General features: G+C 55.2%; 14 protein-coding genes and 1 pseudogene. 7 read left to right on the forward strand and 8 right to left on the reverse strand.

All coding sequences use genetic code 11. The features are described 5' to 3' along the window. Positions 1 to 57 precede the first annotated feature (57 nt). The 3 genes from CKK19_RS15885 to CKK19_RS15895 all read right to left on the reverse strand — a co-directional run bounded on the left by CKK19_RS15885 (position 58) and on the right by CKK19_RS15895 (position 2,298). Positions 58 to 498 carry a PTS sugar transporter subunit IIA gene (locus CKK19_RS15885; RefSeq protein ID WP_022647075.1) on the reverse strand — a complete coding sequence of 147 codons (441 nt, stop codon included), beginning with the start codon at positions 496 to 498 and terminating at the stop codon, positions 58 to 60. 106 nt (positions 499 to 604) lie between these two features. Further along, a complete protein-coding gene (locus tag CKK19_RS15890) occupies positions 605 to 1,375 on the reverse strand; it encodes an ABC transporter permease (protein WP_022647074.1) in 771 nt (256 codons plus the stop codon). Then, positions 1,372 to 2,298, reverse strand: a complete 927-nt coding sequence (locus tag CKK19_RS15895; protein ID WP_003856300.1) for an ABC transporter ATP-binding protein — start codon at positions 2,296 to 2,298, stop codon at positions 1,372 to 1,374. Before CKK19_RS15895 ends, CKK19_RS15890 begins: the two co-directional genes overlap by 4 nt. Before the next feature lie 107 nt (positions 2,299 to 2,405). On the opposite strand from CKK19_RS15895, the gene can reads away from it, so the two are divergent. Then, on the forward strand, positions 2,406 to 3,068 hold the full coding sequence (gene can, locus CKK19_RS15900; protein WP_003856301.1) for a carbonate dehydratase: 663 nt from the start codon (positions 2,406 to 2,408) through the stop codon (positions 3,066 to 3,068). A gap of 64 nt (positions 3,069 to 3,132) precedes the next feature. On the opposite strand, the gene hpt is transcribed toward can, so the two are convergent. Beyond that, positions 3,133 to 3,669, reverse strand: a complete 537-nt coding sequence (gene hpt / locus CKK19_RS15905) for a hypoxanthine phosphoribosyltransferase (protein ID WP_003856303.1) — start codon at positions 3,667 to 3,669, stop codon at positions 3,133 to 3,135. Between the two features lie 206 nt (positions 3,670 to 3,875). Between hpt and CKK19_RS15910 the strand changes: the two genes are divergently transcribed. Next, positions 3,876 to 6,266 carry a glucose/quinate/shikimate family membrane-bound PQQ-dependent dehydrogenase gene (locus CKK19_RS15910; protein ID WP_023299340.1) on the forward strand — a complete coding sequence of 797 codons (2,391 nt, stop codon included), beginning with the start codon at positions 3,876 to 3,878 and terminating at the stop codon, positions 6,264 to 6,266. A 91-nt stretch (positions 6,267 to 6,357) separates the two neighbouring features. Here CKK19_RS15910 and cueO read toward each other — a convergent pair. After that, a pseudogene (cueO, locus tag CKK19_RS15915) lies at positions 6,358 to 7,911 on the reverse strand (multicopper oxidase CueO); the annotation flags it as partial. A gap of 145 nt (positions 7,912 to 8,056) precedes the next feature. Here cueO and CKK19_RS15920 point away from each other — a divergent pair. From CKK19_RS15920 to speD, 3 genes are all read left to right on the forward strand, one after another. Further along, entirely contained in the window at positions 8,057 to 8,404 is a 348-nt protein-coding gene (locus tag CKK19_RS15920; RefSeq protein ID WP_003856306.1) for a YacC family pilotin-like protein, read from the forward strand. A gap of 101 nt (positions 8,405 to 8,505) precedes the next feature. Continuing rightward, on the forward strand, positions 8,506 to 9,375 hold the full coding sequence (gene speE / locus CKK19_RS15925; protein WP_063853349.1) for a polyamine aminopropyltransferase: 870 nt from the start codon (positions 8,506 to 8,508) through the stop codon (positions 9,373 to 9,375). Continuing rightward, a complete protein-coding gene (gene speD, locus CKK19_RS15930) occupies positions 9,376 to 10,170 on the forward strand; it encodes an adenosylmethionine decarboxylase (protein ID WP_022647070.1) in 795 nt (264 codons plus the stop codon). Positions 10,171 to 10,201: 31 nt separating this feature from the next. On the opposite strand, the gene yacL is transcribed toward speD, so the two are convergent. Beyond that, the gene (yacL, locus tag CKK19_RS15935) at positions 10,202 to 10,564 is read right to left on the reverse strand and encodes a protein YacL (RefSeq protein ID WP_022647069.1); all 363 of its coding nucleotides are present in this window, start codon (positions 10,562 to 10,564) and stop codon (positions 10,202 to 10,204) included. Positions 10,565 to 10,753: 189 nt separating this feature from the next. Further along, positions 10,754 to 13,351: a bifunctional aconitate hydratase 2/2-methylisocitrate dehydratase gene (gene acnB, locus CKK19_RS15940; protein ID WP_022647068.1), complete on the reverse strand. Its 2,598-nt coding sequence runs from the start codon at positions 13,349 to 13,351 to the stop codon at positions 10,754 to 10,756. Positions 13,352 to 13,738: 387 nt separating this feature from the next. On the opposite strand from acnB, the gene CKK19_RS15945 reads away from it, so the two are divergent. Next, positions 13,739 to 15,256, forward strand: coding sequence for a DUF3300 domain-containing protein (locus CKK19_RS15945; protein WP_063853348.1), 1,518 nt, complete (start codon positions 13,739 to 13,741; stop codon positions 15,254 to 15,256). Between the two features lie 10 nt (positions 15,257 to 15,266). Next, positions 15,267 to 16,058 carry a DUF2950 family protein gene (locus CKK19_RS15950; protein WP_225455185.1) on the forward strand — a complete coding sequence of 264 codons (792 nt, stop codon included), beginning with the start codon at positions 15,267 to 15,269 and terminating at the stop codon, positions 16,056 to 16,058. 52 nt (positions 16,059 to 16,110) lie between these two features. Here the strand turns inward: CKK19_RS15950 and lpdA are convergent, their stop codons facing one another. Further along, positions 16,111 to 17,535, reverse strand: a complete 1,425-nt coding sequence (lpdA, locus tag CKK19_RS15955) for a dihydrolipoyl dehydrogenase (protein ID WP_003856313.1) — start codon at positions 17,533 to 17,535, stop codon at positions 16,111 to 16,113. Positions 17,536 to 17,701: the final 166 nt, after the last annotated feature.

Below are 17,701 nucleotides of genomic sequence, written 5' to 3' on the forward strand. Positions count from 1 at the left end.
TAAATCGACACAGAAAATCAGCCGCCATTGTAACAAAAGCGGCATCAATACCAATGTTTAATGCTTATACAGATCGTGAAGCAGAACAAAAGGCGGGTTCTTCTGCTGCTGGTGCCACAAGCTGCTGACGCCCGGCGAGCCCTGCGCCACAATGGCGTGACGAAACTCAGCGCTGCTCAACGTTGCGCGCAGCGGATACATCGCTTCGAGTAAAGGCAGGCTGATACCGGAGATTACTTCACAGTTATCGTGCTTATGGCTCATTAGGGCAGCCGCACGGTATGGCGCCGCGCCGGATCTGTCAGTGAGAAAAATCACGCCATCGCCGGTGTCGGTTTCATGCAGCGCGTCACACATCATCCGGCTGAGCATATTGGTGCTCAGCCCTCGCCAGTAATTTACCGCACGACATTGCGCCAGGGGGCCAAATCGGGCCTCCAGCTTAAGCAGCATTTCCTGTGCCTCTTCATCGTGGCAGGTGATCACCCATCCCAGCATAACGTCTCTCCTTAGCAGGCGAGTAGTTTATCCAGGTGAAGGTTAGTTTACGGTGATAACTGTCAAAGAAAGTGCCCGGCAAACAGAACGTCGCCGGGACATACTATTAGCTACGCAGCCCGCGTCCGCGCTGGATCAGATACCAGCACAGCAGATAGAATGCCACGATAAACACCACCAGCACCACAACGGTGGTGAACAGCGGGACATCGGCAATGCCGAGGAAGCCAAAGCGGAAGCCGCTGATCATGTAGACAATCGGGTTCAGGTGCGACAGCGCCTGCCAGAACGGCGGCAACAGCGTCAGGGAGTAAAACACCCCGCCCAGATAGGTCAGCGGCGTCAGCACGAAGGTCGGGATCAGGCTGATGTCATCAAACGTTTTAGCAAACACCGCGTTCAGCAGCCCGGCGAGGGAGAACAGGATCGCCGTCAGCAATAATGTGAGCGCCACGAACAGCCACGAATGCACCTGGAACGGGACGAAGAACAACGAAATCGCCGTCACCAGAATCCCCACGCACAGCCCGCGCGCTACGCCGCCGCCCACGTAACCGGCGATGATCACATGCGTTGGCACCGGGGCCACCAGCAGCTCTTCAATGTTGCGCTGGAACTTGGCGCTAAAGAACGACGACGCTACGTTCGCGTAAGCGTTGGTGATCACCGCCATCATGATCAGGCCCGGCACGATAAACTGCATATAGGTAAAACCGTGCATCTCACCAATGCGGGAGCCAATCAGGTTACCGAAAATGATGAAGTAGAGCGTCATGGTGATCACCGGCGGCACCAGGGTTTGCACCCAGATACGCATAAAGCGGTTAATCTCTTTTGCCCAGATGCTTTTCAGCGCGACCCAGTAAAGATGCGTCATGCCTTGTCTCCTTGTTTGTCGTGCACCAGAGAGACAAACAGCTCTTCCAGTCGGTTTGCTTTGTTACGCATGCTTAATACCTGAATGCCCTGCGCACTCAACTGTGAGAACACGCTGTTGATACCCTGCTCGCGCAGCACTTCTACCTCCAGCGTCGAGGTATCGACCAGGCGATAGTTGTAGCCCTCCAGTTTCGGCAGCGCGCTTTTCGCCGCCAGATCGAGGATAAAGGTCTCTGATTTGAGCTTGGAGAGCAGATTCTTCATCGAGGTGTTTTCCACCAGCTCACCGTGCTGAATGATGCCGATATTGCGGCACAGCATTTCCGCCTCTTCCAGATAGTGCGTGGTCAGAATGATGGTGGTGCCTTTATCGTTCAGATCTTTCAGGAAGCCCCACATGGAACGACGCAGTTCAATATCCACGCCAGCAGTCGGCTCATCAAGGATAAGCAGCTTTGGCTCGTGCATCAGCGCGCGGGCAATCATCAGGCGGCGCTTCATCCCCCCGGACAACATCCGCGCGCGTTCGTTACGCTTCTCCCACAGGTCGAGCTGTTTCAGATACTTTTCGCTGCGCTCAAGCGCCTCTTTGCGCTCAACGCCATAGTAACCCGCCTGGTTAACAACAATCTGCTGTACCGTCTCAAACGGGTTGAAGTTGAACTCCTGCGGCACCAGCCCCAGCTGACGCTTGGCGTTGACCACATCTTTTTGCAGATCGTAGCCAAACACGCTGACGCGGCCGGAGGTTTTGTTGACCAGCGAGCTGATGATCCCGATGGTGGTGGATTTCCCCGCCCCGTTCGGCCCCAGAAGCGCGTAGAAATCTCCCGCTTCGACTTTAAGATCTATCCCGCGCAGCGCCTGAACGCCCCCCGGGTAGGTTTTTTTGAGCTGTTCAAGCTCCAGTGCAATCGCCATGAATTCAACTTACCTTAAGTTCTGACACACGTTGTGTGGTTTCATTAAAAGTCGGGTTACCCTATAGTAGCGCAACGCAATCACTTGGTTACAGGTCGCTAACCTCCATGAACGACATAGATACACTCATCAGCAACAATGCACTATGGTCAAAAATGCTGGTGGAGGAAGACCCCGGATTTTTTGGAAAACTCGCGCAAGCGCAGAACCCGCGCTTTCTCTGGATTGGATGTTCTGACAGCCGTGTCCCCGCCGAACGTCTGACGGGTCTTGAACCTGGCGAACTGTTTGTTCACCGCAATGTGGCTAACCTGGTTATTCATACCGATCTCAACTGCCTTTCGGTTGTGCAGTACGCCGTTGACGTTCTTGAGGTTGAGCACATCATTATTTGTGGCCACTACGGCTGCGGCGGCGTGCAGGCGGCGGTCGAAAACACAGAGCTGGGGTTAATCGATAACTGGCTGCTGCACATTCGTGATATCTGGTTCAAACATAGCTCACTGCTGGGCGAAATGCCGCAGGAGCGCCGTCTCGACACCTTGTGTGAGCTGAACGTAATGGAGCAGGTCTATAACCTGGGCCACTCGACGATTATGCAGTCTGCCTGGAAACGCGGGCAGAAGGTCTCCATCCACGGCTGGGCGTACGGTATTCACGACGGTCTGCTGCGCAATCTGGAAGTGACCGCCACCAACCGCGAAACGCTGGAACAGCGTTACCGCTCGGGAATTGCCAACCTCAAGCTTAAGCATGTGAACCATAAATAACAAAGCCGGGGGTTTTCACCCTCTCCCTGTGGGAGAGGGCTGGGGTGAGGGCATCAGCCCGCAATTATTCGTCCAGAATCACTACTTTCCCAACATACGGCAGATGGCGATAACGCTGCGCGTAATCAATGCCGTAACCCACCACGAATTCGTCCGGGATGGAGAAACCAACGAACTCCACCGGCACCTGCACTTCACGGCGCTCAGGCTTATCCAGCAGGGTACAAATCGCCAGTGATTTTGGTTCACGCAGGCTCAGGATCTCACGCACTTTAGAGAGCGTGTTACCGGAGTCAATGATGTCCTCAACAATCAACACATCTTTGCCACGAATATCTTCATCCAGATCTTTCAGGATTTTCACATCACGGGTTGTGGACATGCCGCTGCCGTAACTGGAGGCGGTCATAAAATCGACCTCGTGCGGCACCTGCACTTCACGGCACAGGTCTGCCATGAACATGAAAGAACCACGCAACAGACCGACCAGCACCATTTCGCTGCCGCTGTCCTTGTAATGTTCGGTGATTTGACGACCCAGTTCGGCGATACGCGCTTTGATCTCGGCTTCCGGGATCATCACTTCAACAGTATGTTTCATATTACTAACCAAATGATTTTAGTGAAAATCTCTCAATGCGGATGAATCTCGCTCCGGCATCGATACGCAAGCCAGCCATTATACCAGTAAATGGATTGCCCTGGCGTATGAGTTATAAAAAGCAATATTTGTGATTCCGATCACAGTTGTTAATACCTATAATTAATTGCTAGCAAATAATTAACAAAACTGACGAGTACTTTTCTATGGCTGAAACAAAAACTAAACAGCCGCGTCTACTGGTGACATTAACAGCCGCGTTTGCCGCATTCTGCGCGCTGTATTTGTTAATCGGTGGCGTATGGCTGGTCGCGATTGGCGGCTCCTGGTACTACCCGATTGCGGGTCTGGTTATGGTTGGCGTAACCGTCCTGCTTTTACGCAGAAAACAATCTGCTCTGTGGCTGTACGCAGCGTTACTGCTCGCAACCATGATCTGGGGCGTCTGGGAGGTCGGGTTCGACTTCTGGGCGTTGACGCCGCGCAGCGACATTCTGGTCTTCTTCGGTATCTGGCTGATCCTGCCGTTTGTCTGGCGTCGTCTGATCGTCCCTTCCAGTGGTGCTGTAGCCGGTCTGGTCGTTGCCCTGCTGATTAGTGGCGGCATCCTGACCTGGGCCGGATTCAACGACCCGCAGGAGATCCACGGTACGCTGAACACTGAATCCACACCGGCTGCGGCTATTTCGCAGGTGGCTGACGGCGACTGGCCAGCCTATGGTCGAAATCAGGAAGGTCAACGTTACTCCCCGTTGAAGCAGATCAACGCGGACAACGTGAAAAACCTGAAGGAAGCCTGGGTATTCCGTACCGGCGACCTGAAGATGCCAAACGATCCGGGTGAGCTGACCAACGAAGTGACCCCGATTAAAGTGGGCAACATGCTCTACCTGTGTACGGCGCACCAGCGTCTGTTCGCGCTCGACGCGGCCACCGGTAAAGAGAAATGGCACTTTGATCCACAGCTGAACTCCAACCCGTCGTTCCAGCACATCACCTGCCGCGGCGTCTCTTACCACGAAGCGCGCGCTGATAATGCCAGCCCGGAAGTCATTGCCGACTGTCCTCGCCGCATTATGCTGCCGGTGAACGATGGCCGCCTGTTTGCCATCAACGCTGAGACCGGTAAGCTGTGCGAAACCTTCGCTAACAAAGGCATTCTGAATCTTCAGACCAACATGCCGGACACTACGCCGGGTCTGTATGAGCCGACCTCCCCGCCAATCATTACCGATAAAACCATCGTGATTGCCGGTTCGGTAACGGATAACTTCTCTACCCGCGAAACCTCCGGCGTTATCCGTGGTTTCGACGTGAACACCGGAAAACTGCTGTGGGCCTTCGACCCGGGCGCGAAAGATCCCAACGCGATCCCATCGGATGAACACACCTTTACCTTTAACTCACCGAACTCCTGGGCACCGGCAGCGTATGACGCGAAGCTGGACCTGGTTTACCTGCCGATGGGCGTGACCACGCCGGATATCTGGGGCGGTAACCGTACGCCGGAGCAGGAACGTTACGCCAGCTCCATCGTGGCGCTGAACGCAACGACCGGTAAACTGGCATGGAGCTACCAGACCGTTCACCACGATCTGTGGGATATGGATATGCCGTCCCAGCCGACGCTGGCGGACATTACCGTTAACGGTAAAACCGTTCCGGTGATTTACGCCCCGGCCAAAACCGGCAACATCTTCGTGCTGGATCGCAGCAACGGTAAGCTGGTTGTTCCTGCGCCGGAAAAACCGGTTCCGCAGGGTGCGGCCAAAGGCGACTACGTTACCAAAACGCAGCCGTTCTCTGATCTGAGTTTCCGTCCGGAGAAAGACCTCAGTGGTGCAGACATGTGGGGTGCCACGATGTTTGACCAGCTGGTATGCCGCGTGATGTTCCACCAGCTGCGCTATGAAGGCATCTTCACGCCGCCGTCAGAGCAGGGCACGCTGGTCTTCCCGGGTAACCTGGGGATGTTCGAGTGGGGTGGGATCTCCGTTGACCCTAACCGTCAGGTCGCCATCGCTAACCCAATGGCGCTGCCGTTCGTTTCCCGTCTGATCCCACGCGGTCCGGGTAACCCAATGGAGCAGCCTAAAGATGCGAAAGGCAGCGGTACCGAAGCCGGTATCCAGCCGCAGTATGGCGTTCCTTATGGTGTGACCCTGAATCCGTTCCTTTCTCCGTTCGGTCTGCCGTGTAAACAGCCTGCCTGGGGTTACATCTCCGGTCTGGATCTGAAGACCAACAAGATCGTCTGGAAGAAACGTATTGGTACGCCACAGGACAGCATGCCGTTCCCGATGCCTGTTCCAGTGCCGTTCAATATGGGTATGCCAATGCTGGGTGGCCCAATCTCCACCGCCGGTAACGTGCTGTTCATCGCGGCAACCGCAGATAACTACCTGCGCGCCTACAACATGACCAACGGTGAAAAACTGTGGCAAGGCCGTCTGCCAGCCGGTGGACAGGCAACGCCGATGACCTATGAAGTGAATGGCAAACAGTACGTTGTCATCTCCGCAGGTGGTCACGGTTCGTTTGGCACGAAGATGGGCGACTATATTGTCGCGTATGCACTGCCTGACGACGCTAAGTAATGAAAAAGCCCGGTGGCGCTAACGCTTACCGGGCTTTCGGGTGTCCTATGTAGGCCGGGTAAGGCGAAGCCGCCACCCGGCTTTTTTTATACGTAAAGCCCAGCATCATCCCCGTATCTTCATGCTCCAGCAGATGGCAGTGGGCCATATAGGCAAACTCTTTCGGCGCTTCGTGGTCGAACTTCACCAGCACCTCGCTGACACCGCCTTCCACCCTCACCGTATCTTTCCAGCCCCGGCGATGCGCGTCCGGCGCTTTACCGTTCTCAGAGAGAATACGGAACTGCGTGCCGTGGATATGGAACGGGTGCAGCATCATGTCGCCTTCGCCTGAAATTACCCAGCGTTCAAACTGCCCTTTCGTGGCGGCGAACATGGGCGTGTTCATATCGAACGCTTTGCCGTTGATGCGGTTGGCGTTGTGGAAATCGAAACCATGGCCGCCGTGATCCATGCCGCCCATTTTACCGTGGTCCATATTCATATGGCCCATCATCTGGCCGTGGTGCATTCCCGCCATGGCCTGATTGCCGTACTTCTTCATCAGCGCCTGCATGCCCATCATGTCGAGCATCGGGTCCATGGAGAGCTGAAGTTTACGCTGCGTAAGCCCGTCCAGCGACGGGAGTGCGGGTAGCGTGGTGAGGGCGTCCGGCAGCGTACCGGAAGCGGCGATCTGTAGCGGCTGAATGCGCAGGACCGGATGGGGTTTATCAAACGGCGCAACGGCCATCCCCATCTGGCTGACCGGCAGAGTCACTAGGTCAAACGCTTTGCCATCGCTGATATCCACCAGCACCTCGAAGCGCTCGCCCATCAGCATCGGCAGCTCGCTCACCTTCACCGGTTCCGGCAGCAGGCCGCCGTCGCTTGCCACCACATACAGCGGGCGTTTATCGCTGGTGGCGAAGTTCAGCGAGCGGGCGTTACAGCCATTTAGCAGGCGTAAACGCAGCCAGCCTTTTGGCGCGGCATGCTGCGGGTAGATTGCGCCGTTGGTCAGCAGCGTATCGCCAAACCATCCTACCGCCGCGCTCATTACGTCCAGCTGATAGTCAATTTGCCCGTCAGCGCTGAATTTTTTGTCCTGCACAATCACCGGGACATCGTCGATACCCCACTGTTTTGGCAGGCGCAGCAGGCGGCTTTCATCGTCTTCAATCAGCACCAGACCGGCCAGCCCCATCGCCACCTGATGGCCCGTTTTGCCATGCTGATGCGGGTGGAACCAGCAGGTCGCCGCACGCTGGTCAGGAGTAAAGGTGACGCTGCGTTTACCACCAGGCCTGATGACGCCCTGAGGCCCCCCATCCACTTCGCCCGGGACTTCCAGCCCATGCCAGTGCAGCGTGGTCTCTTGCGCTAGCGTGTTATGAATGTCTACCGTCACCGCCTTCCCTTTGCGTAACTGCAACGCAGGGCCGAGCAAATTGCCGTTATAACCCCACGTCGTGGCGGCGTGCTGACCGAACGTGGTTTTACCGGCCTGCACCACAAGCTGAATGCGGCTGCGGGCATCTGCGGCGAGTAATTCAGGTATGGGTAAAGCAGGTCTGTCGGCGGCAAAAACGGCGCGGCTCCAGAGCGGTAACGCGCTGGCAACCCCCAGCGCGGCAGAAAATTTTAAAAAATCACGACGTTGCATGTGCATTTCCTTATTTCCAGCAGGCGATCTTTTGAGCATAAACCCTCCCCTTACCGGAAGGTCAAGCACGGCGGCAATAATAAAGATCGTCGGCCTGGCATCAAGTATGCTAACGTTAATTTTCCGTGATGCAGTGGTAAAGGCAATGAAGACGTTTTTCAGAACAATTTTGTTCGCCAGCCTGATGGCGATGTGTGCGAACAGTTACGCGCTAAGTGAAAACGAAGCGGAAGATATGGCCGATCTGACGGCAGTTTTTGTTTTTCTGAAAAACGATTGTGGTTACCAGAATTTACCCAATGGGCAAATTCGTCGCGCACTGGTCTTTTTTGCCCAGCAGAACCAATGGGACCTCAGCAACTACGACAGCTTCGACATGAAGGCGCTCGGTGAAGACAGCTACCGTGATTTAAGCGGTATTGGCATTCCCACTGCTAAAAAATGCAAAGCGCTGGCTCGCGATTCACTCAGCCTGCTCGCCTACGTGAAGTAACCTTCCCGACGCCCCTTGTTGACCCGCTAACCGCTTCACGGCGGTGTTGTGTTGCGCCCATCTGCCGGATGTAATGGATGTTAACGAAGGAGGTGCTCCCCATGACCGAAAAAAGGGTATGGCAAGAAACGCTGCATGACCAGTTTGGTCAGTATTTTGCCGTGGATAACGTGCTCTATCATGAGAAAACCGATCATCAGGATCTGATAATCTTCGAAAACGCCGCCTTTGGCCGCGTAATGGCGCTGGACGGCGTGGTGCAAACCACCGAGCGCGACGAGTTTATCTATCACGAAATGATGACCCACGTCCCGCTGCTGGCCCACGGCCACGCGAAGGACGTGCTGATTATCGGCGGCGGCGACGGCGCGATGCTGCGTGAAGTCTCTCGCCATCAGAATGTCGAAACCATCACCATGGTGGAAATCGACGCCGGTGTGGTGTCGTTCTGCCGCCAGTATCTGCCCAACCACAATGCTGGCAGCTATGACGATCCGCGGTTTAATCTGGTTATCGACGATGGCGTCAATTTTGTTAACCAGACCACGCAAACGTTTGATGTCATTATCTCTGACTGTACCGACCCTATCGGCCCCGGCGCGTCGCTGTTTACCTCGTCGTTTTACGAAGGCTGCAAGCGCTGCCTGAAGCCTGGCGGGATTTTTGTGGCGCAAAACGGCGTTTGCTTCCTGCAACAGGATGAAGCGCTTGATAGCCACCGTAAGCTGAGCACCTATTTTGCTGACGTCAGCTTCTACCAGGCGGCGATCCCCACTTATTACGGCGGGATCATGACCTTTGCCTGGGCGACGGATAACGACGTCCTGCGCCATCTCTCCACCGAAATTATCCAGGCCCGCTTCCACCAGGCCGGACTCAAATGCCGATACTACAACCCGGCGATCCACACCGCAGCCTTTGCGTTGCCTCAATATCTGCAAGACGCGCTGTCCTCAAAGGAGGTGAAATAATTGAAAAAGCTTAAACTGCATGGCTTTAACAATCTGACCAAAAGCCTGAGTTTTTGTATTTACGATATCTGCTACGCCAAAACAGCAGAAGAGCGCGATGGTTATATCGCCTATATCGATGAACTCTACAACGCCAACCGTCTGACCGAGATCCTGACAGAGACCTGCTCGATTATCGGCGCCAACATCCTGAATATCGCGCGCCAGGATTACGAGCCGCAGGGAGCAAGCGTCACCATTCTGGTCAGTGAAGAGCCGGTTGACCCGCAGCTTATCGACAAAACCGAGCACCCCGGCCCACTGCCAGAAGTGGTTGTCGCCCACCTGGATAAAAGCCATATCTGCGTGCACACCTACCCGGAAAGCCACCCGGAAGGCGGACTGTGTACCTTCCGCGCGGATATTGAAGTGTCGACCTGCGGCGTGATTTCACCGCTGAATGCGTTGAATTATTTAATCCACCAGCTGGAATCCGATATCGTCACTATTGATTATCGCGTACGCGGTTTTACCCGTGATATCAACGGCATGAAGCACTTCATCGATCATGAGATCAACTCCATTCAGAACTTCATGTCCGACGACATGAAGTCGCTATACGACATGATGGATGTGAACGTCTATCAGGAAAATATCTTCCACACCAAAATGTTACTTAAGGAATTCGACCTTAAGCACTACATGTTCCACACGAAGCCGGAAGATTTAAGCGAAGAAGAGCGTAAGGTCATTACCGACCTGCTCTGGAAAGAGATGCGCGAAATTTACTACGGCCGTAACATTCCGACCGTGTAATCGTGGCCCGAAGCAGGGACGCTTCGGGGAGTTACTTCTGTTTCATAAAGTCGCGGTAGGCGTTCACCACTTTCAGGAAATCTTCCACACCGCACAGCGACAGGCTTTCTTCGTCGTAGTAGCTCATCCCCTCTTCCATCTCATCACCCGAGAACTCAAGCTGGTTGGCACGCACCATCACCTCTTCGCCATCCATCCACAGGGTGTATTCGTGTCCGGCGCGTTGCCAGGAGCGTTCACTGCCTTTCACCGTTTCCGCTGCCTGTTCGACTTCATCCAGCAGCGCGAGGTTCTCTTTCACCTCTTCGTTAAACCAGTGTCCAACGGCTTCGTGCCCCATCGACATTCGCACTTTCACCACGCCGGTGATGTCGCGCAAAAATTCGTAATCCATAGCGTTTTCCTCTGCAAAGCCATTAGGGTAATTATCGCAGCAGAGAGGAAGAAAAAAAGCGGGAGAGGTGGGAGGAATGAAAATAAAAAGGTGAGAGCAAGACCTGCGGCCTGATGCCCTCACCCCGTCCCTCTCCCACGGGAGAGGGTGCAAACACTAAAAACCGTCTCGTAGAGACGGTTTTGCTGTTTATACCGCCGTCTGGAAGATCACCCCGTCAGCCTTCTCGGTGTACTGAGAGAGCTGGTCGAAGTTCAGATAGCGATAGGTGTCCACCGCCGTCTTATCTACCTGAGCCACAAAGGTCTGGTACTCTTCCGGCGTTGGCAGTTTGCCAATCAGCGCTGCAACCGCTGCCAGCTCCGCAGAAGCCAGGTAGACGTTCGCCCCGGTACCCAAACGGTTCGGGAAGTTACGGGTGGAGGTGGAGACCACCGTCGCACCGTCGGCCACGCGCGCCTGGTTGCCCATGCACAGGGAGCAGCCCGGAATTTCAATACGCGCCCCGCTCTTACCGAACACGCTGTAGTAGCCCTCTTCGGTCAGCTGCGCCGCATCCATACGGGTTGGCGGCGCCACCCACAGACGGGTCGGCAGCTGGCCTTTGTGAGTATCCAGCAGCTTACCGGCAGCACGGAAGTGGCCGATGTTGGTCATACAGGAGCCGATGAACACTTCGTCGATCTTATCGCCCTGTACGTCAGAGAGCAGACGCGCATCGTCCGGATCGTTTGGCGCACACAGGATTGGCTCTTTGATATCCGCCAGATCGATGTCGATCACCGCCGCGTACTCTGCGTCAGCGTCAGCTTCCAGCAGCTGCGGATCCGCCAGCCATTTTTCCATGCCCTGAATACGACGCTCCAGCGTACGGCGGTCGCCGTAGCCTTCCGCAATCATCCACTTGAGCAGCACGATGTTGGAGGTCAGATACTCAATAATCGGCTCTTTGTTCAGCTTGATGGTACAGCCCGCCGCAGAACGCTCGGCAGAGGCATCGGTCAGCTCGAACGCCTGCTCAACTTTCAGATCCGGCAGACCTTCAATTTCCAGAATGCGGCCAGAGAAGATGTTTTTCTTGCCCTTCTTCTCAACGGTCAGCAGACCCTGTTTGATGGCATACAGCGGGATTGCGTGCACCAGATCGCGCAGAGTGATGCCCGGCTGCATTTTGCCTTTGAAGCGCACCAGCACGGATTCAGGCATGTCGAGAGGCATCACGCCGGTCGCTGCGGCAAACGCCACCAGACCGGAGCCCGCAGGGAAGGAGATACCAATCGGGAAACGGGTATGAGAGTCACCGCCGGTACCCACGGTGTCCGGCAGCAGCATGCGGTTCAGCCAGGAGTGGATAACGCCGTCGCCCGGACGCAGGGAGACACCGCCACGGTTCATAATGAAGTCAGGCAGCGTGTGGTGCGTAGTGACGTCAACCGGCTTCGGATATGCCGCAGTGTGGCAGAAGGACTGCATCACCAGGTCAGACGAGAAGCCCAGGCACGCCAGGTCTTTCAGTTCATCACGGGTCATTGGACCGGTGGTGTCCTGAGAGCCCACGGAGGTCATTTTCGGCTCGCAGTACGCGCCAGGACGGATACCAGCGACGCCGCAGGCGCGACCGACCATTTTCTGTGCCAGCGAGAAGCCGCGATTGCTTTCCGCCACGTCTTTCGCCTGACGGAACACGTCACTGTGCGGCAGACCCAGCGCTTCACGCGCTTTGGTGGTCAGGCCACGGCCAATGATCAGCGGAATACGGCCACCGGCACGCACTTCGTCGATCAGCACGTCGGTTTTCAGCTCGAAGCTTGCCAACAGTTCGTTGGTTTCGTGGTTGCGCACTTCGCCTTTATACGGGTAAACGTCAATCACGTCGCCCATGTTCAGGTTGCTCACGTCCACTTCAATTGGCAGAGCGCCCGCATCTTCCATGGTGTTGAAGAAGATTGGCGCAATTTTGCCGCCGAGGCACAGGCCGCCGCCGCGCTTGTTCGGCACGTGCGGAATGTCGTCGCCCATGAACCACAGCACGGAGTTGGTGGCGGATTTACGGGAAGAACCGGTACCAACCACATCACCGACGTAGGCCAGCGGGAAACCTTTCTCCTGAAGCGCTTCGATCTGTTTAATCGGGCCAACGCTACCCGGCTGATCCGGCTCGATGCCTTCACGGGCGTTTTTCAGCATCGCCAGGGCGTGCAGGGGGATATCAGGACGAGACCACGCGTCCGGAGCCGGAGAGAGGTCATCGGTGTTGGTTTCACCGGTAACCTTAAAGACGGTCACGGTAATTTTTTCAGCAAGCGCAGGGCGGTTCAGGAACCATTCGGCATCGGCCCAGGACTGCATAACCTGCTTCGCGTAAACGTTGCCTGCTTTGGCTTTTTCTTCTACATCGTAGAAGTTATCGAACATCAGCAGCGTTGAAGAGAGCGCTTTGGCAGCAATCGGTGCCAGCTTTTCGTTGTCCAGCGCGTCAATCAGCGGATGAATGTTATAGCCGCCCTGCATGGTGCCGAGCAGTTCAATGGCTTTTTCAGGAGTAACCAGTGGGGAGGTGGCTTCGCCTTTGGCGATAGCAGCAAGGAATCCGGCTTTTACGTAGGCAGCTTCATCTACGCCAGGCGGTACGCGGTTGATCAGCAGATCTAACAGGAATTCTTCTTCGCCCTCAGGCGGGTTCTTCAGCAGCTCGACGAGCGCGGCCATTTGGGTTGCATCTAAAGGTTTGGGTACAATTCCCTCGGCGGCACGTTCTGCTACGTGCTTACGGTATTCTTCTAGCACGACGGTTCTCCTCGCTCTCATTGTCATATGCGGCGGGCGTTCTCTTCACGCTCCTGTGAGACAGCAGTTTGTAGGGTAAATGCCCGATACCGCGTCGGGCAGCATAGCAGGATTTCTGCACAGTGTTAATCTGTTTACAAAAAAGCAACATTAAATTATTTGCTGAATCGTTAAGCATGGTGTAGCGGGGAGACGAGGCGAATCTTGTGCTCTTTCCCGTCGCCTTTTCAGCTATCCGATATAATTGTGTAATAAATACTCACACTCTTTATCCGGACGCTCAGGTTGGTTTCCCAACAATAGTCAAAACTGTAAAACACGAGTGAATGATACTCGCGGCAACAGCAACGCCTCACGGCACTGCACTCGTCTCGTTGGAGTCAATCTATGAAGTTGCCTTTTAAGCCACATCTTCTTGTTCTGCTTTGCAGTGCGGGGCTGTTTGCCGCCTCGGGTGTCATGTACGTTAAAAGCCGCGCAACGGAACCTGCTACGCCTGCTCCGGTTACACAACAACCTGGCGCACCGGTAGCCCAGCCTGCGCCCGTCGCTGCCCCGGTCTACACTGCGGCGCAAATCGACCAATGGGTTGCCCCTGTCGCGCTTTACCCGGATGCCCTGCTGTCGCAAATCTTGATGGCGTCGACCTACCCGTCAAATGTTATTCAGGCCGCGCAGTGGTCGAAAGACAATCCTAAAATGCAGGGTGATGCCGCCCTGCAGGCGGTAGCCACCCAGCCGTGGGATCCCAGCGTAAAATCCCTGGTTGCGTTTCCTCAGCTGATGTCGTTGATGGGCGAAAATCCGCCATGGGTACAAAATCTGGGAGACGCCTTCCTTGCACAGCCGAAAGATGTGATGGATTCCGTACAGCGGCTGCGCCTGCTGGCCCAACAAACGGGTGCGCTGCAATCCACACCGCAGCAGACGGTCACCACCGTCACGAAACCTGCATCGACAAAAACCACGACAACCGCAACGCCTACCAGCCCAACGGTGATCAAAATTGAATCCGCCGATCCACAGGTGGTTTACGTCCCTACGTATAACCCGAATACGGTTTATGGTACCTGGCCTAACACCGCTTACCCGCCTGTCTATCTTCCGCCTTCACCCGGCGAGCAATTCACGGACAGTCTGGTTAAAGGATTAGGTTTTAGCCTCGGGGTCGCTACAACCTACGCCATTTTCAGCAATATTGACTGGGATGATGACGACTGGGATCACCATCATCACGATGATGACTGGGACAATCACGGCGGTTATAACCGCAACGGTGATAACAACATCAATATCAACGTGGATAATTTCAACAGAATCAGCGGGCAGCACCTGAACGGTAATAACCACACCTGGCAGCACAATCCTGCCTATCGTGAAGGCGTGCCTTACCCGAATAACCAGCTGGCTAACCGCTTCCACTCTACACAGACAGCCACCGGGCTAAGCGCGACGCAGCAAAAACCAGTCAATCGCGACAGCCAGCGCCAGGCCGCTCTCAGCCAGATGGAAAAATCAACGGGTAAAACCCTCCCACACTCAGTACATACAGCCACGCGGGACGCACAACGTCTGGCCTCAACGCAACAGTTGAAGCAGATCTCGCAGCGAAATAACTATCGTGGATATGACACCAGGCCGCAGGCCGTAAAACGGACGAGCACGCCGCAGCGTGTACATCATCAGACTGACATGCACAGACAGGAGAAGCGGGTTTCACAGACGGTACAGCAGCCAGCCAGGCTGCATCGGGCCAATGCCCTGAGCGGCAACGACAGCCGCTCCGCGAACTGGCAAGCCCAGCAGCAGCGCGGGGCGCAAAGCCGGCAGCTCGCTACTCGTCAACATCAGCCGCGCCAGCTCACTGGCGAACGCGCTGAACGCCATGAATTCCGTCATCGTTAAGGGAGCCGACATGAAACGTCAATTACTCAGTGGAATGGTGTTGTTCATGGTCTCGGCGACCGTCATGGCACAGCAATCGTTCAGTTCGCCAGAACAGGCGACCAGTGCGCTGGCAAGCGCCATCAGCGAGCAAAATGAAAGTGCGATGAACAATTTGCTCGGTGAAAACTGGCGCGATTTTCTGCCGCCCGAAGGCGTTGATCCTGATGCGGTCGATCGCTTCCTGCGCGACTGGAACGTTCATCATAAAACCGTCATCAGTGGCAACGTGGCGCACCTGGTGGTGGGCGATAACGGCTGGCAGCTACCGATCCCGGTGGTCAAAACGGCATCTGGCTGGCAGTTTGATATGCAGGAAGCCGCAGAAGAGATCCTGACCCGCGAAATCGGGCGCAACGAACTCGCAGCCATCGAAGCGCTTCACGCCTATGTTGATGCCCAGCAGAGCTATTTTGCGATGAACCAAAAGTACGCGCAGAAGATAGTCAGTTCTGAAGGTAAAAAGGATGGACTGTACTGGCCCGTCGCTCCCGGTGAAACGCCCAGCCCACTGGGTCCGGCGTTCAGTCCTCCACAGTCGGGGGCGGGTTACCATGGTTACCGATTCCGCATCCTGCCGGATAAAAATGGCTTTGCCATGGTCGCCTGGCCGGTGAACTACGGGCAGACGGGGGTAATGAGTTTTGTAATTAACCAGGATGACGCGGTTTATCAGGCAGATCTCGGCAACGATTCGGCGCAGAAAGCGCAGGCTCTTAGTGAATACCAGCCGGATAAGACCTGGCAGCCTGTCACACCCTGAACGCAGCGCATAAAAAAAGCGGCCTGAGGCCGCTTTTTTCATCTGAAGAAACTTATTTCTTCTTCGCTTTCGCGTTTGGCAGGTCAGTAATGCTACCTTCAAACACTTCTGCCGCCAGGCCCACGGACTCATGCAGAGTCGGGTGTGCGTGGATGGTCAGCGCGATGTCTTCTGCGTCGCAGCCCATTTCGATAGCCAGACCGATTTCACCCAGCAGCTCGCCGCCGTTGGTACCGACAATCGCACCACCGATGACGCGGTGAGTCTCTTTGTCGAAGATCAGTTTGGTCATACCGTCTGCGCAGTCGGACGCGATAGCACGGCCAGAAGCAGCCCATGGGAAGGTGGCAGTTTCGTAGCTGATGCCTTTCTCTTTCGCTTCTTTCTCAGTCAGACCAACCCATGCAACTTCTGGCTCGGTATACGCGATAGATGGGATCACTTTCGGATCGAAGTAGTGCTTCATGCCAGCGATAACTTCAGCGGCAACATGACCTTCGTGAACACCTTTGTGCGCCAGCATAGGCTGACCGACGATATCGCCAATAGCAAAGATGTGCGGCACGTTGGTACGCAGCTGTTTGTCAACGCGGATGAAGCCACGGTCGTCCACTTCCACGCCAGCTTTGCCCGCGTCGAGGTTTTTACCGTTCGGCACACGGCCAATAGCCACCAGCACGGCGTCGTAACGCTGTGGTTCGGATGGGGCTTTTTTGCCTTCCATGGAAACGTAAATACCGTCTTCTTTCGCTTCAACGGCAGTCACTTTGGTTTCCAGCATCAGGTTGAATTTCTTGCTGATGCGTTTGGTGAAGACTTTAACGATATCTTTGTCGGCTGCCGGGATTACCTGGTCGAACATTTCAACCACGTCGATCTCTGAACCCAGCGCATGGTACACAGTACCCATTTCCAGACCGATGATACCGCCGCCCATAACCAGCAGACGCTTAGGAACGGTTTTCAGCTCCAGCGCATCGGTGGAATCCCACACGCGTGGATCTTCATGTGGAATGAATGGCAGTTCGATTGGGCGAGAGCCTGCCGCGATGATCGCGTTGTCGAAGTTGATAACGGTTTTGCCGTTTTCGCCTTCCACTTCCAGGGTGTTCGCACCGGTGAATTTACCCAGACCGTTTACCACTTTCACTTTACGGCCTTTGGCCATACCCGCCAGACCGCCGGTCAGCTGAGTGATAACTTTCTCTTTCCAGGTACGAATTTTGTCGATATCGGTTTTCGGCTCGCCGAAGACGATACCGTGTTCAGCCAGCGCTTTGGCTTCTTCGATAACTTTCGCTACGTGCAGCAGCGCTTTAGAAGGGATACAGCCGACGTTCAGACAAACACCGCCGAGGGTGCTGTAACGTTCTACGATGACGGTTTCCAGACCTAAATCCGCGGCGCGAAATGCTGCGGAGTAACCTGCCGGGCCTGCCCCAAGTACTACGACCTGAGTTTTGATTTCTGTGCTCATCATGACCTCTTAATGTATACCCGTCGTCCACCGGGTCGTTCTATCCGCCCGTATTTTACAAAATTGTTAACAATTTTGAAACAACAAACGGCTCACGAATTATCGCTTTCACCAATAACCTCAAAAACCCCATGAGATTATCAGAAAAAAGCCGGCCGACTGGCCG

Origin of the sequence: Enterobacter sp. CCUG 70166 (assembly GCF_020224095.1) — a bacterium.
In the GTDB taxonomy this organism is placed as follows: Bacteria; Pseudomonadota; Gammaproteobacteria; order Enterobacterales; family Enterobacteriaceae; genus Enterobacter; species Enterobacter intestinihominis.